The sequence below is a fragment of the Enterococcus diestrammenae genome (assembly GCF_049384045.1).
Taxonomy (GTDB): Bacteria; Bacillota; Bacilli; order Lactobacillales; family Enterococcaceae; genus Enterococcus_C; species Enterococcus_C diestrammenae.
In genome coordinates, this window is the sequence record NZ_JBMRGR010000022.1 from 1 (window position 1) to 16323 (window position 16323).

Here is a 16323-nt window from a genome sequence, read left to right on the forward strand (position 1 = left end):
AAATTGAGATGCCCTACACATTGGTTCGTTTTTGCTTTTTGTTCAGTTTTCAAAGGTCTAAATGTCGTTGTCGCTAATTGTTTCAGCAACTCTTATATCTTATCAGATGACGTTTTCGTTGTCAACTATTTTATAAAAGTTTTTTTGAAACTTTTTTACTCGAAGCTTGAAAGCTTCTTGCGTCAGCAACTTAATTAGTTTACCAAGATGACCTTCAGTTGTCAACACTTTTTTAAAATGTTTTTTTTGAAAGCCGTTGATCTCGGCTGCCCGCTAACGGACAAGTAATAATATACCAACTTCAGCCCCTGAGGTCAACGGTTTTCTGCAATTTTTTTGTGTTTTTTTCATAACCGAACATCAATGATTTATCCGCTAAAAACCATTCGTTTTTAAACCCTTTCCACAAAATGAAAACGGTGAATTGCGCTTGGCAAAAATGTTATTTATAAATAGAAAAAAGACCCAGCACTCGCTATGCCAGGTCTTTCACTATTTTTTTGCAATTAGTTCCGCATCGTTGGGAACAACAATACGTCACGAATGGATTGCGCATCGGTTAACAGCATCACTAAACGATCGATACCGATCCCTAGTCCCCCAGTTGGTGGCATACCGTATTCCAACGCTTCCAAGAAATCTTCATCTACACCATGGGCTTCGTCATCCCCTGCGGCCCGTTGCCGTTCTTGCTCTTCAAACCGTTCCCGTTGGTCAATCGGATCGTTGAGTTCAGTAAAGGCATTGGCAAACTCTTTACCGATGATAAACAATTCGAAACGATCGGTAAAGCGAGGGTCTTCTGGATTCTTTTTAGCCAATGGGGAAACTTCTACCGGATGACCATAGACAAAGGTTGGGTTGACCAGTGTATCTTCCACAAAGGTTTCAAAGAATTCATTGATAATTTGCCCTACTTGCATGGAGTCATTGATTTCGACGTTGTGTTCTTTGGCCAGCGCGCGCGCTTCTTCTACTGTCATTGGTTGCCAGAAATCGACACCGGTAACTTGTTTGATCCCGTCAACCATGTGCAAACGACCAAATTTAGACTCTAAGTCGATATCTTGGCCATCATATTGTAGCTTAGCTGTGCCATTAGCAGCCATCGCCGCATTACGAATGATACCTTCTACCAAATCCATCACATCGAGATAGTCCGTGTAGGCGGTATATACTTCTAACATCGTAAACTCAGGGTTGTGGGTCGTATCGATGCCTTCGTTACGGAAAACCCGGCTAATTTCGTAGACTTTTTCCATCCCGCCGACGATCAGGCGTTTCAAATGTAGTTCCAAGGCAATCCGTAGATACAATTCCATATCCAACGCATTGTGATGGGTAGTAAATGGTCGTGCAGAAGCCCCCCCTGCTTGATTGTGCAAGACAGGTGTTTCGACTTCAAGGTAGCCATGGTTATCCAAGTAGTTACGGATGCTGGAAACGATCCGACTCCGTTTAGTAAAACGATCGAAGCTTTCTTTATTACTAATCAAATCCAGATAACGTTGACGGTAGCGTTGTTCGACATTGCTCAGCCCATGGTATTTGTCTGGTAAAGGACGCAACGCTTTGGAAAGCATGGTCACTTTTTTAGCTTTAATGGAAACTTCGCCGGTGTCGGTCTTCATGATTTCCCCTTCGACACCTAGGAAATCGCCTAAATCGGCTTTTTTGAAAATTTGGTAGTTTTCTTCGCCGACTTCATCTTTACGGACATAGATTTGTACTTGGCCTTCTCGGTCTTGTAAATGAGCAAAGCCAACTTTCCCTTTGCCTCGTTTAGTCATCATCCGACCAGCAATGCTAGCTGTTTGACCTAGAGCGGCAATTTCTTCTTTGCTCAAGTCGTTGTATTTTTCGTGTAGTTCTCGTGAATCGGCCGTCCGTTCAAAACGGGTACCAAAAGGATCAATTCCTTCTTCCCGCAATGTTTCCATCTTTTCCCGACGAACCAACATTTGATCATTTAGTTCTTCTTGTTTGGGCTGATTTTGTTCTTCAGACACGTGATTTCCTCCTTATAATAGTAGGTTTAACTGGTGAGCAAGCGATTTGTCCCAAGACAAGCAGTCACCGAGCCCAAAAAACGAGTTCGGTAACTGATGTCGACATCTGCAAATAAGGCTGTCCTCACCTAACTTAGTCATTTAGCCAGCTAGCGAAAAGACTTTTCTTCACCAAGCACTGGCGCCTTTTTTTAAAAAAGGCAGTCTGACGCGGTTTCATTCTTACCTATAATGCCAAGATTCCCGCAAAAAAGCAAGCTGAAAATCACCTCCAGCTTGCTACGTTTCCTTTTTCTTTCCTTTTTATCGCGAATCTAGCAGATAACTCATTGAGCAGCTTTGGCCAACAGCCGTTCTTCTGCTTGTTGGGCAAACTCATCCAAGATTTTCACCACGGTGGCTTGGTCTTCGGCTTGATTAATAGCCACTTTGACTTTGCTAGCCTTAGGGATTCCTTTTAGATAGTAGGCAGCGTGTTGCCGAAATTCCCGAGAGGCGATGGTTTCCCCCTTTAGCTCCACCAAACGCTGGAAGTGCACTTTCGCTGTGGCTATTTTCTCTGTTGGCGTAGGCTCGCCAATCAATTCACCAGTTGCCAAGTAATGTTGGGTACGATGAATCATCCAGGGATTGCCTAGTGCTGCCCGCCCGATCATGACACCATCAGCGCCGACTTCATCAATCATGCGCTTGGCATCTTCTGGGGTTTTGACATCTCCATTACCCATGAAAGGAATCGTCAGCTGCTGTTTGACTTCTTTCAACACTTCCCAATTGGCCTGGCCTTCATACATCTGGGCACGGGTGCGGCCATGCATCGCCAAAGCGGCTGCTCCAGCGGATTGGGCAGCTAGTGCATTTTCCACAGCGAAGATATGCTGGGAATCCCAACCGATACGCATTTTTACCGTCACCGGAATATCAACTTCAGAAGAAACAGCTTGCACCATCTCATAAATCTTGTCCGGATCTAGCAACCACTTAGACCCAGCATCAGCTTTGATCACTTTCGGTACCGGGCAGCCCATATTGATATCGATGATGTCGGCCTTGGTATTATTCTGAACAAATAACGCCGCTTCCACCAAACTATCTTTGGTACCACCGAAGATTTGGACGCTCAAGGGATGTTCCCTTTCGTCGATATACAGCATTTCTAAGGTTTTCTTATTGCGAAAATGAATGCCCTGGTCGCTGATCATCTCACAAACCACCAAGCCAGCACCAAATTCTTTCACCGTCACTCGAAAGGCCGCATTGGTGATTCCCGCCATTGGGGCTACCACCACGCGATTGGGAATGGTGACATCCCCGATTTTCCAACTTTGCTCACTCATCTTTTGCTGTAGCCTCCTGTTTTAAAGCTGCCAGTTCGGCTTCTGTATAAGTATATTTTTCTCCACAAAAGGCACAAACAGCCTCCGCACCATGGTCTTCGTCGATCATTTCCTGGATTTCGTCTCCACCAAGGGAAATAATCGCCTCAGCAAACTTATCTTTGGAGCAATCACACTTAAAGGCTACCGGCATTGTTTCCAATATCATAAGCTGGGTATCCGGCATTAAACTATCAAGGATTTCCTCAGGGGTCTTGCCTGCTTCCAGTAAAGTAGAAATTTGCGGTGTTTTGGCTAAATTGGCTTCAATCTCATCAATTACCCGTTCATCTGCACCAGGCATGATTTGAAGCATAAAGCCCCCTGCCACTTTGATGGAGTCATCTGTATCTACCAAGACACTCAAGCCCACCGCCGAGGGAATTTGCTCACTAATCGCTAAGTAATAGGTAAAGTCTTCTCCCAATTCACCAGAAACAATCGGGGTCTGACCAGAGAAAGGTTCCTTCAATCCTAAATCCTTGATCACCGTAAACATCCCTTGGGTACCCACTGCGCCTCGAACATCAATTTTACCTTTTTCATTCAACGGTAAACTGACGTGAGGATTTTGCAGATAGCCTTTGACCTCGCCGTGACCATTGGCATCTACCACGATTGCTCCTGCTGGGCCATCCCCTTGAATCTTGATAGTCAATTTGTCATCACCTTTGACAGTCGCCCCCAACAGCAGGCCCCCGACTAATGACCGACCCAAGGCTGCTGAAGCTGTGTTCCAAGTATCATGGCGCCGTTGAGCTTCGGCGACGGTGGCCGTAGCATTGACTCCATAGGCCCGTACCATCCCGTCATAAGCTAGTGCTTTCACTAAATAATCTTTCATCCTTGTCTCTCCTTTTTCCGACAGGCCCTCAGCTTGCGCCTACCTGTTAGGCTTTTTCTTCATTGGGTAATCATACAATCAGATAAGCTTTTTTTCAACTTGAGGGTTCGAAATTTAGGAAAAGTACAACAACCATAGATAAAATAAAAAAGCCGGTTGGCCACGCTTCCGTCGACATGCGGGTGGCGTAGGTTAGCAAACCCACAAAAAATACCAGCCCCTCAATCTTCTCGAGGCGCTGGCATTTTTACATAATCTTCGAGACAAATGGTTCCCACCGCTAAATCTCTGTCCAAACAATTCCTTGATCCGCTACTAGGCTTCCACAGCGTACTCTTCGGCAAACAGCTGGGTACCGCCAGCTGTGATACCGTTATTGATGACTACCGAAGTAACCCCTGCCAGCAAGGCCTCTTTGGCACTATTGAGTTTTGGAAGCATGCCACCGGTGACGATTTCTTCTTTCACCAATTGATCCACCGCGGCTAAAGAGACCTTTTTCAACCAAGAGCCTTGTTGTTTAATGCCAGGAACATCCGTTAATAAATACAAAGCTTCTGCTTGCAAGGTAGCCGCCACTTTGCAGGCGACTTCATCGGCATTGATATTTAGCCATTGGCCAGCTGCCGTGATTCCTAAAGGGGCAATCACCGGAATATGGTCTTTTTCCAGCAAAATCTCTAACAGATCCCGATTGACCTTGGTTACTTGGCCAACAAAGCCTAGCTCATTTTCGTTGATAGCTTCTCCCAAAATCAATTGGTCACTGCCCGCGCTCAAACCTAGTGCATGAAAGCCTTCCGCAAGAAACTTAGTGGTAACTAATGGTTGCACTTGCCCCAAAAGTACCATCCGGGTAATTTCCAACGTCGCTGCATCCGTCACCCGCAACCCATTTTTTATGACGACTTCTTGGCCAAGGCGGGTCATCATTTCGGAAATATAATAGCCGCCACCGTGAACGATCACAACTTTTTTCCCCTGTTTTTGCCAATAATGAATCTGGCTAAAAAAAGCTAAATCCAAATTGTCAGAGGCGACACCTCCGATTTTCACAACGATTGTCCCCATCTTTTTCCCTCTTTTCTGACTGACCCTTAGCGTTAGGTGTGATACAAGGCGTTGATTTTCACGTAATCGTAGCTGAGATCGCAACCCCACGCCATGCCTTGTCCTGATCCTTCTTGTAAGTTTATGGTGATGGCAATTTCTTGGGCCTCCAAAGTTTCCCTCATCGCTTCTTGATCAAACAAGACGGGCATTTCATCGGCATACACTACATGCGGCCCAATCGCGATCGTCACACCTTCCATCGCGGCTTCGGTTTCACTATAGCCTACCGCACACAAAATCCGGCCCCAGTTGGGATCTTTACCGAAGATTGCGGTCTTCACTAAAGGTGACCCTACTACCGTCTTAGCAATCATCCGAGCACTAAGGTTATCTTGGGCCCCAGTAACGGTGACTTCAATCAGCTTGGTGGCCCCTTCGCCGTCTTTGGCAATCTCCTTGGCTAAATCCGTCATCACCGCTGCTAACATTTTTTTGAACTTTTCGTAAGCCGGCGTAGCTTTCATGAGAGGCGGATTGTGGGCCAGTCCATTTGCCAACACTAAAACCATATCATTAGTAGACGTGTCCCCATCGACGGTGATTTGGTTAAACGTCGTCTCTGTCAACTCCGCCAACATCTCCTGTAGCGTATCACTGGCAATAGCGACATCAGTCGTGACAAAGCCTAGCATCGTCGCCATGTTAGGATGAATCATCCCGGAACCTTTACTACACCCGGCCACCGTCACCGTCGTTCCCACCAGATCATCTTGGTAGACGCTGACTTTTTCACAAGTATCCGTAGTGAGGATGGCTTGCTGAAATCCGGTGGCATCCCCCTCAATAGTCAACCGGTCAATCCCCGCGGCCACCGTCGCCATCGGTAACAGCTTCCCGATGACACCAGTCGATGCTACCGCCACTAAGGCTGGCTCAATTCCCAGTTTTTCGGCGGTCAACTCCGTCATTTTTTTGGCATCTGCCAAGCCTACTGCTCCTGTACAGGCATTGGCATTGCCGGAATTTACCACAACTGCTTGAATCAACCCGTCTGCTAAGGCGGCTTTCGTATAGTGAATCGGAGCGGCTTTGACTTTATTCGTCGTAAAAACCCCTGCTGCTTGCGCCGGTACATCGGAATACAACCAGCAAAGATCTTTTCGTTTTTTCTTCAAACCACAATGAAGCCCATCTGCGTGAAAACCACGAGGCGTGGCGATGGTGCCATTAATTTTTTGCAAAGCTACTCACTTCTTTCTATGGGTATATCGGCATGGTCCACAGGCCGGCAGTTTCATCGATACCAGCCCAGCGATTGTAATTTTGAATTGCTTGGCCACTTGCCCCTTTCATCAAATTATCAATCACCCCTACCACGGTCACGATACCGGTTTTTTCATTTAAACCTAAGCCGATATCACAAAAATTAGTCCCGGTAACTTGGCGTAACTGAGGCAATGTACCTGCTGGCTGAATCCGGACAAAGGGCGCCTGGGCATAAACTTTATGGTAAGCCGCAAGTAGCTGTTCTTGGGTCACTTGCGGGGAAACCTTCCCATAGGCGGTCAAAAAGATGCCCCGTTTCACCGGAATTAAACTTGTCGTAAACTGAATAGCTGTCATCTCAGGGTTCCACACTTGGAGTTGTTGTAAAATCTCCGGGATATGCTGATGTTGATTCAGCTTATACATACTCATATTTTCCGTAACATTGACATAATGACTACTCTCTCCCAAAGTCTTGCCAGCTCCTGATAGACCCGATTTCCCATCTAAAATCAGGCTCGTCGGATCTACTAAGTTTTCTTTCACTAAGGGGGCAATCGCCAGCAAAGCCGCTGTGGCGTAACAGCCAGGATTGGAAATCAAATTACCCTTGGTGTCAGCCGGCAAAAATTCTGGCAGGCCATAATAAGCTTTGGCTAACATCTCTTCCGGAGCCGCTTCTTTTTGATACCATGCTTCGTAAACAGCCCCTTCTTTCAGCCGCAAATCCCCCGACAAATCGATTACGGGAAAGTCTGCCGCTACCAAGACTTGCCCCAACTCTTTGCAAACTCCCGCCGGCGTGGCAAAAAATACCAAATCATTTTCTGCCATGATCATTTCCGGATCAAAGGGATGTACCGGCAACGTCGTCAAACTACGCAAGTGAGGATAATCCTCAGCTATTGTATGTTTATGCAATGAATAGCTATGAATAGTCCCTACTGACAGCTGGGGATGTCCATGGATAATGCGTAACAACTCAATTCCTGTATATCCTGTTACACCAACGATTGCCGCTTTCATATCCCCCACCACTTTCGTTAAATTACTTCAAATTATAAACATATCTAATTTTTCTGTCAATGATTATTTATAATAAAAAGATAATATTTTTAAAGTTTTATGCGTATTATCCCTCGAAAATTGAATAAAAATCAATAAAAAAAGTTCCTGCGCTGTTTCTCAACAAACATCACAGGAACTTTTTCGCTGAAACAGGCAGTCAGACCGACTGTTTGTAATCATTTTCCAGGACCAGGCCTAGCTTTCCCATCTCAAACTCAATCCGCTAGCTGCTCTAGACCAAAACTTCTGCTAATAAGGCTAGCGCTTGCTGGAGCTCCCCCTCGCTGACAGTCAAAGCCGGCAAAAGTCGCAAAACAGTTTTCCCTGCCCGTAAGCTTAATAAGCCTTTTGCTTCTAGTTGTTCGGTGACGCTAGCTAAGACCTCTTCGGATACCAACTGGATACCTACCATCAAGCCCAACCCGCGGACGGCAACAATTTTAGCCGATTGTATTGCATTTATGCCTTGTCGCAGATACTCACCTTTCTCTCCAACGGTCGCGAGAAAACCCGGCGCGCCCATGGTTTCCAAGACCGCTTTAGCCGCGGCTAGCGCCAATTTATTCCCACCAAAAGTCGTTCCGTGACTACCTGGTCCAAAGGCAGATGCTAGCTCCCGTTTTCCTAGCATCGCCCCCACTGGCAGGCCATTTCCCAAGCCTTTTGCCAAAGTAAAAATATCTGGTTGAATCCCAAATTGCTCAAAAGCGAATAAACTACCGGTGCGGCCAATTCCAGTCTGAACTTCATCAACAATCAAAAGTGCGCCCATTGCTTGACAACGTTTAGCTAATTGCCGAATCCACGACCTCTCAGCAACAATCACGCCCCCTTCCCCTTGAATCAGCTCCACCATCACAGCGGCGGTCTGTTCCGTCACTAAATCAAGGGCTTTATGATCATTGTATTCGCCATAAATAAAGTCTGGCACTAAGGGTTCAAACCCTGCATGAATGGTGGCTTGACCCGTCGCTGTCATCGCCCCATACGTCCGCCCGTGAAACGACTGCTGAAAAGTCAGTAGCTGGCTACGTCCCGTATATTTTCGTGCCAATTTAATGGCGGCCTCATTGGCTTCCGCGCCACTATTACAAAAAAAGCTGACATAATCAAGTTCTCCTGCCAAAGCCTGAGCCACTTCTTCTTGCAATTGACTTTGATAAAGATTGGGCATATGCCAGATTTGTCCAGCTTGTTTGGCCAGCGCCGCTTCAACTGCTGGATGATGATGCCCCAAATTCATCACCCCGATGCCACTGGTAAAATCTAAGTAAGTTTTCCCTTTTTGATCTTGGACCAGTAGCCCTTGACCACTGACAATTTCAAAAGGTTTCCGGCTGTAATTAGGAAACAAATAGCTCATCAATCTCACGCCTTTTTGAATTAATATACATAAAAACTAAATATATTGCAATATATTTCCTAACAATCATAAAATTAAGAATAAATATAAAAAACCAACCTCCCAAGGAAAGCTGGTTTTTTTAGAATCATTATTCAGCTGGCGAATCAACTACCGGTACCAAAAGACCGTCTTCCATTCGTAAAACCCGGTCACTCCATTGAGTCATTCGAGGGTCATGGGTCACCATGATAGTGGCCTTTTGATTTTCATGGGCTTCTTTCACCAACAACTTCACCACATCATAGGCATGGTCAGTATCCAAAGAGGCGGTTGGTTCATCTGCCAAAATCAAGCTCGGATCATTGTAAAGGGCTCGCCCAATGGCTACTCGCTGCCGCTCTCCTCCAGAAAGGTCTCGAGGATACTGATCCTTTAAGTTTAAAATGTCCAAAGAGGTCAACAACTGTTTGACCCGTTCTTGGTTTTTAGGTTCTTTTTTCACTTTATCAACTAAATAAAATTGTTCCTCGATTTTCAAATAAGGAATCAGATTGGCGCTTTGTAAGATAAAGCCGATTTCTTTAAAACGCAATTTACTCCGCTTTTTTTCTGACAAGCTAGTAAAATCATGACCATTGATTAGAATTTGCCCACTGGAGGGATTTTGCAACCCTCCCGCAATGGTTAAAAATGTACTTTTACCTGAACCTGAAGGACCGATGATTGAGACAAACTCTCCCGGTGCTACCGTAAAATCAATTCCCTTCAAAGCGGTAACTTCCGTATGGCCAGAACCAAATACTTTTTTTATCTGATGCATAGCTAATGCTTGTTCCATTTTCCTCACCCTCCAATCGCCGTAATCGGATCAACCTTCGTCACGGTTCGAATCGAGAAGAGGCCACCGACAATCGCTACTACTAGCAAAATCCCACTGTACAGTCCCCATTGTTGTGGGACTACCAAAAACGGCATCGCATCTGGCAAGATCAAACTCGTTCCCAAAGCTAAAAGAATCGCCAGCGCAACACCGATTACGCCTACTAAAAAGGATTGGGCCACGATTGATTTTGCAATAAAGCCGTTGGAAATTCCCTGCGCTTTCATCACCCCAAAGATTGGGGCTTTTTGCATGGTGATCACATACATAAAAATACCCACCACAGCTGCCACGATGACAAAGAGGAAGTAAATCATCCCGTTTAACGTCAAGTTTTGGGCTGCATAACCGGGGATTGCCTCGATAAAATCAGCAGTCTTCAACGCCTCTAAAGTTTCTCCAGCGCTTTGATTATCTAAAGTAGCAGCGCCTTTGACTACGATTGCATTCACTGGCTCATCAGCCGCAGTGTCAAAGGATTGATTGCCATACTTCAAACTTGTAAAGGTTTCAAGAGAAGTATATACCACCGGCGAAACCAAATAATACGTCGTCGGAAAAATACCCGTGATAGTCAGGGGTTCCTCGTATTTGCCAATCGTCACTTGATCCCCAATCTGATAACCGGCATCTGCCAAATTTTGAGAGATGATGATCTCATTTTTACTAGCAAAAGTTTTACCACTGGTTACTTTCGGGAGCACAAACGCCTTATCAGTGGTGGCAAACAGGTTGATATCCTCTTGGGTTTGACCTTTTTTGATAGCGCCACTAAAGACCCCGAGAGCCGCTTTCTCTTTCGCACTCACACGAGTAAGATCTCCTTGAGTCAGCTGAGAGGCATTTAAACTCTGGTTGGCATCGCTAGCCAAAATCACTTCATCCGCCTGCCAATTGACGATTCCTTGATCAAATTCATGAGCTAAGCCCGTCGCCAAACCGGAAAGCAAAAAGACCACATAGGACACTAACAACATAATGCCAATGATTAAACTATACCGTAATTTGGCATAGCGCATTTCCTTTCTTGCTAAAAACATCTTGTCACATCCTTCTAGGCTCGCATTTACTTTTACAGAAATTTTCAAGCCGTCTTCATTACATTCCGGAGTATACACTTCTTTATGACACCTTGTCACTTCATCTGCTCATAACGCTTTTCTCGACTATCCCAGTGCTTATATCCTCTATTACCTAAAATAAAAAAAGCCGGCCGGACTAGCTTCCGGAGAATTCCTCAGGTAGTGGTGGGATTGGCAAATACCAACCAAAGAACCGTTATCATTTTGCTAGTTCTTTTTAGCGATTTCTGCTTAAGTGTATACTGCATACGCAAAAGCTTCGTAACTCTCGGACATTCTTAACCTTACTACCCGAAGCATTCACCTTCTACAAGACCACGCGGGTTTATTGATAGACTTTTTTATCCTTCATTCGTTTTAAGTTAGTCTATTATTTCTAAATCTGCTGTCTATCGTGAAAATGGTGAAATTTAGCGTAGTAGAATTGGAATAGCAGTAGCTCACAGGAGGTGAGATGGCTATAAAAACATTACGCATACAGTCATTTCTAAGCAGAGACCGCTAAGAAAGACTAGCAAAAGTACTTAGAGTTAGTGTCGCCAGGCGCCACTTACTCTAAGTTTGAAGCTCCAAGGGAAATGACAAATTGCTTTGTATTTGGCATTTCCCGGTCCAGCTACAGCTATTTCAATTGCTACGGAGCTAAATTTCACCATTTTTGTGCCATCGAGAAACAGTTTGAAATTTTCTATAAACCTTGGTAAAACGGTATTTCGCATCGATTGAAACTTATACTATCTTAGTGTATAAAAAAAAGCTTGAAATACCGATTCTCTCGGTATTTCAAGCTTCATCTCATTATTTATCTTGTGAATCTTCAGTATCTCGGTGTTCGGCTTCCAAATCAGATTGAACTTCTTTGGTTTCAGTATCCTGTTCACCAAGACGTGCTTCTTTAGCTTCCGCGTTGAAATAATCCTTCGCTTCGTCAAAGTCTTGTTTTTCCTCTGCTTGTTTCGCAGCATCTTTTTCTTCCAAAGCACGTTTGGCTTCTTCAAAAGTTTGCGCTTTTTCACTTGGGAACTCATTGTCATCAAAGCCCTCTGGCATCTTACCAGTTTCAAACAAGGATTTGATTGCTTTGGCATCTAAGGTTTCAAATTCCAAGAGTTTTTCAGCAATCAGTTTATGTTGTTCTTTATGGGTTTCAATGATTTCCCGCGCTTTTGCATGGGCTTCATTCAAGATATTACGAACTTCTTGGTCGATTTCAAAAGCGATTTGTTCAGAGTAGCCCTTAGTTTGACCGTAGTCACGGCCAACAAAGACTTGATGGTTGCCTTCGTATTGGACAGGTCCGAGTTTTTCGCTCATTCCGTATTCCGTCACCATGCTTCGTGCCAAGCCAGTCGCTTGTTCGAAGTCATTGGAAGCACCCGTTGATTGCACATTGAAGATGATTTCTTCTGCCGTCCGACCACCTAAAAGGCCTACGATTTGTTCAAACATATCGTCTTTGGTCATAAGCATTTGATCTTCTTTTGGCAAAGCGATCATGTAACCGCCAGCGCGACCCCGAGGGATGATCGTTACTTTGTGAACCACCCGGGCCCGGCTGAGAACCAAACCAACGATGGTATGGCCGGCTTCGTGATAGGCCACCATTTCCCGTTCCCGTTTGGAGATGACCCGATCTTTTTTAGCCGGACCAGCGATCACGCGATCTTCCGCTTCATCAATATCAGAAGCATCGATTTTCTTCTTATTACGACGCGCAGCAACCAAAGCTGCTTCGTTCAAGACATTTTCCAAATCCGCACCAGCAAAACCTGGTGTTTGTTGGGCAACAACTTTCAGATCGACATCGTCAGCGAGCGGTTTGTTACGAGCGTGTACTTTCAAGATTGCTTCCCGGCCTTTGACATCGGGACGACCTACCAAGATTTGGCGGTCAAAACGACCAGGACGTAGCAAGGCTGGATCTAAGACATCCGAACGGTTGGTAGCAGCGATAACGATGACGCCTTCGTTGCCATCAAACCCGTCCATTTCAACTAGCAATTGGTTTAAAGTTTGTTCCCGTTCATCATGGCCACCGCCCATGCCGGCACCCCGTTGGCGACCGACAGCATCGATTTCATCGATAAAGATGATGGCTGGTGCATTCTTCTTGGCTGTTTCAAACAAGTCCCGGACACGACTAGCCCCGACCCCGACGAACATTTCCACGAAGTCTGAACCAGAGATCGAGTAAAATGGTACGCCAGCTTCCCCAGCCACTGCTTTGGCTAGCAAAGTTTTACCAGTCCCTGGAGGTCCTTCCAAAAGTACCCCAGCAGGAATCCGCGCACCAAGTTCCACGAAACGACGAGGATCTTTTAGAAATTCTACTACTTCGACTAATTCTTGTTTTTCTTCTTCCGCACCGGCTACATCAGAAAAACGTACACGGTTGGCTTTCTTGTCGGCTTCTTTGGCTTTGGATTTGCCAAAGTTCATCACACGGCCGCCACCGCCGCCACCGCCGCCTTGTTGGCCCATCATCATGTAAAACAAGAAGAAGAACAAGACAAGTGGTAAGAAACTCATGATTAAACTCAGCCACAAACCACCGTTTGACTCTTCTTTGACGACTGTTTTCACATCATTATCAGCAGCCAATTCAGTGATTTCTGCTAGAGTACTATCGTTTGGCAAAATCACTGTGGTGAAGCTAGTGCTTTCTGCCGCGGTGTTCCCCAAAACGCTCAAGCCGTTGCTATTGGCAACTTCTTGTTTTTCTTCGTACTCCCCGGTGATCTTGTATGTCCCATTTGCAGGTTGTACAGTGAAGTTTTTAATTTTGCCATCCTTCAATTGCTGTTTGAAGGTGGAATACTCGATATCCGGCGACTGCTGGCCACCATTTCCCAAAAGGAAATACACGATGGTAATCATCGCCAATAGCACGAGTACATAATACAAGGTATTCTTCAGCATACCGTTATTTTTCTTGTTCATGCTCGCCCTCCCTGGCTGAATTTTTGCGCTATCAGGCTGGCCTTAGCCTGATAACGGTTTGTATTTTTTTATCAATCCTGACCATTTTATTGTATCATAGGTCACTTAAAATCTGATACTAAAGAAGCCTTTTACTAACGGAAAAGAACCCTTTTCAGGGATGTCCCGCTTCACAAACACACCTTACTACCTTACGTTTCTCATAACCACATCAAAACGCAGCTAGCCACAAGCCAACAAAACACAGCCTGGATCGGTTTCGCCGTCATTTCTAAAAGCGAAAAAAGGAAGTCGTTCCCCGATTGTCAAGTTGGCCATCTGTGTCAGTACCTTATTCAGCCGTTTGATACACAGATGGTTTCAATACGCCAACGTAAGGCAGATTGCGGTATTGTTCAGCGTAATCCAAGCCGTAACCCACAACAAATTCGTTAGGCACGTCAAAACCAATGTAATCCGCTTCGATATCCACCACTCGGCCTTCTGGTTTATCTAACAAGGTGACGATTTTGACGGAATTGGCTTTGCGGTATTTGAACAGGTCTACCAAATAGCCTAAAGTCCGGCCTGAATCGATGATATCTTCCACAATCAACAAATCTCGGCCTTCCACATTGGTATCCAAATCTTTCAAAATACGGACTTCCCCAGATGAAACCGTGGCGTTACCATAGCTGGAAACATCCATAAAGTCCAATTCCAAATAACAATCCATCTCCCGGCAAATGTCCGCCATAAAGTGAATGGAGCCTTTTAAAACACCAATCACCAAAGGGTTTTTACCTTGGTATTCTTCTGTTAATTCTTGCCCTAACTCCTTGCACCGCAATGCAATTTCTTCTTTTGTGATCAAGATTTTTTCGATATCTTTTTCTAGCATCTGTCTGCTCCCTCCAGCATTAACCGCGATTAGCTACTTCTTGGTATTTATAAAGAAGTCTGTAGTGTATTTTATCAGTTTCCTGGGCAATACTCAAATAGGAAAGGGCTTGTGGTAAGACGCCTAGCAACTGTCCCTCCTTTGTTGCCATCACCCATGAACGCTCCCGCATTTCATTTGGTGTTTTTTTATCAATTAAAATCCGTGAGACTTTCTTTCGCAGGGCGTTCGTCAACTGTATCCGATCGCCCGCTTGGCGTTTGCGAAAGACTACCTCAGTAGGAAATTGTACGGGCAAAGGTTGATCGATCTCTGACCAAAGTTTGACTTTTTCGGGAATATCGTCAGCATTGATGTAAAAGTTGCCACTGGCTGCATCTTGATGCACAGCTAGCAAGCCCACCCATTCATGCTGAGATAAAAAGGTGGTCTCGCCTAGTTTCAGAAGAATCGGCTGTTCTTTCAACTCCGCTAGCCGGTCAGGTTCACTTGCCGTTGTCACCAAACTCGCCGGACCAAAGACTAAAGTGTCATATTCCCGTCGAAACTGCCATCCCCCTGCCAAACTCACGGACCATTGTGGTTTGCCACCAGCGAGACTGCGCAATATCTGCTGCAACTGTTCTTGTGAAAGCGTCACCTGCCAATTTTCCCGAATACGTTGACCGCAATATTGCAAGTTGAAAAACTGCTCCCCTGCTGTCAAAGTCGTCAAGGAGGCCACCGGGACATGTAAACTCTCACTCTTAACCGTAACTTCTCGATCAAACCAACGTCGGGAGTGTTGTTGTTGCCATTCGGTAAGCCACTGCAACTGTTGTGCCAATTGCCCAAAATGAGCCAACGCTTGCGTATTTTCAGCTTTTAATGGTGGAACAACTAATTGGCGGATACGATTGCGTTGAACCTCTAGCAAATAGTTGGTGGCATCGTCGTAATAGTGAATTTCCTGAGCATGTGCATACGTCAAAAGCTCCTCTTTGCCAAAAGACAACAGCGGGCGTATCAAGCGCCCACCGGCAAACGCCCGCTTCTCTTTCATGCCCCCTGCGGTCTGGACATTGCCATCTCGAAGCATCTTCATCAACATCGTCTCTAGCTGGTCGTCCCCATGATGAGCCGTCATTAGCGTATCATAATGACTTTTTCGCATAAGCTCACTGAAAAACTGATAGCGAAACTTCCGAGCAGCCTCTTCCATCCCCGCAGTCGGCAAGCTTTCCCAACGTTTCACAAATAAAGGAATCTGGTGTTGTTGACAATACTCTCGCAAAAAAGCCTCTTCTTCCAACGACTCCGGACGCAACTGATGATTAATATGAGCCACCCCGATAGCTACATGATTGTCAGCGTCCCCTCGTACTAACTCCATCAAGTGCAACAGAACCATGGAATCCACCCCACCTGATACTGCCAAAAGGATCTGACTATTAGGAAGCCAAAACTTTTGCTCCCTGCCCTTTTTCAAAAAAACTTGTGCCAAATCCACCAGCATACCCTCCATACATCTTCTTGAATCTCAGACCTTCAAGTTTTCTTACTTTTATTATAGCGTTATCACAGTCATTTTGACACTTTGA

Annotated in this window: 12 protein-coding genes; all 12 read right to left on the reverse strand. The window is 45.3% G+C overall.

What is annotated here, in order from left to right; translation table 11 throughout:
- Positions 1-506: 506 nt before the first annotated feature.
- Positions 507-2009, reverse strand: coding sequence for a lysine--tRNA ligase (lysS, locus tag ACO03U_RS12120; protein WP_161869522.1), 1503 nt, complete (start codon positions 2007-2009; stop codon positions 507-509).
- A 326-nt stretch (positions 2010-2335) separates the two neighbouring features.
- Positions 2336-3346 (reverse strand): tRNA dihydrouridine synthase DusB, encoded by a 1011-nt coding sequence (dusB, locus tag ACO03U_RS12125; protein WP_204687031.1) that lies wholly within the window; start codon positions 3344-3346, stop codon positions 2336-2338.
- Entirely contained in the window at positions 3339-4229 is an 891-nt protein-coding gene (hslO, locus tag ACO03U_RS12130; protein WP_161869524.1) for an Hsp33 family molecular chaperone HslO, read from the reverse strand. The genes dusB and hslO overlap by 8 nt, the downstream gene beginning before the upstream one ends.
- 315 nt (positions 4230-4544) lie before the next feature.
- On the reverse strand, positions 4545-5300 hold the full coding sequence (argB, locus tag ACO03U_RS12135; protein ID WP_204687032.1) for an acetylglutamate kinase: 756 nt from the start codon (positions 5298-5300) through the stop codon (positions 4545-4547).
- 32 nt (positions 5301-5332) lie between these two features.
- Positions 5333-6523 (reverse strand): bifunctional glutamate N-acetyltransferase/amino-acid acetyltransferase ArgJ, encoded by a 1191-nt coding sequence (argJ, locus tag ACO03U_RS12140; protein ID WP_204687033.1) that lies wholly within the window; start codon positions 6521-6523, stop codon positions 5333-5335.
- A 16-nt stretch (positions 6524-6539) separates the two neighbouring features.
- Positions 6540-7574, reverse strand: a complete 1035-nt coding sequence (argC, locus tag ACO03U_RS12145; RefSeq protein WP_204687034.1) for an N-acetyl-gamma-glutamyl-phosphate reductase — start codon at positions 7572-7574, stop codon at positions 6540-6542.
- 274 nt (positions 7575-7848) lie between these two features.
- On the reverse strand, positions 7849-8979 hold the full coding sequence (locus ACO03U_RS12150; protein ID WP_423104857.1) for an acetylornithine transaminase: 1131 nt from the start codon (positions 8977-8979) through the stop codon (positions 7849-7851).
- A gap of 130 nt (positions 8980-9109) precedes the next feature.
- Entirely contained in the window at positions 9110-9799 is a 690-nt protein-coding gene (locus ACO03U_RS12155) for an ABC transporter ATP-binding protein (protein WP_161869529.1), read from the reverse strand.
- Between the two features lie 5 nt (positions 9800-9804).
- Positions 9805-10881 (reverse strand): ABC transporter permease, encoded by a 1077-nt coding sequence (locus ACO03U_RS12160; protein ID WP_204687036.1) that lies wholly within the window; start codon positions 10879-10881, stop codon positions 9805-9807.
- An 840-nt stretch (positions 10882-11721) separates the two neighbouring features.
- On the reverse strand, positions 11722-13863 hold the full coding sequence (gene ftsH / locus ACO03U_RS12165) for an ATP-dependent zinc metalloprotease FtsH (protein ID WP_204687037.1): 2142 nt from the start codon (positions 13861-13863) through the stop codon (positions 11722-11724).
- Between the two features lie 331 nt (positions 13864-14194).
- Positions 14195-14743, reverse strand: a complete 549-nt coding sequence (gene hpt / locus ACO03U_RS12170) for a hypoxanthine phosphoribosyltransferase (protein ID WP_161869532.1) — start codon at positions 14741-14743, stop codon at positions 14195-14197.
- A gap of 19 nt (positions 14744-14762) precedes the next feature.
- Complete coding sequence (gene tilS, locus ACO03U_RS12175; protein ID WP_204687086.1) at positions 14763-16238, reverse strand: tRNA lysidine(34) synthetase TilS; 1476 nt, start codon at positions 16236-16238, stop codon at positions 14763-14765.
- Positions 16239-16323 lie beyond the last annotated feature (85 nt).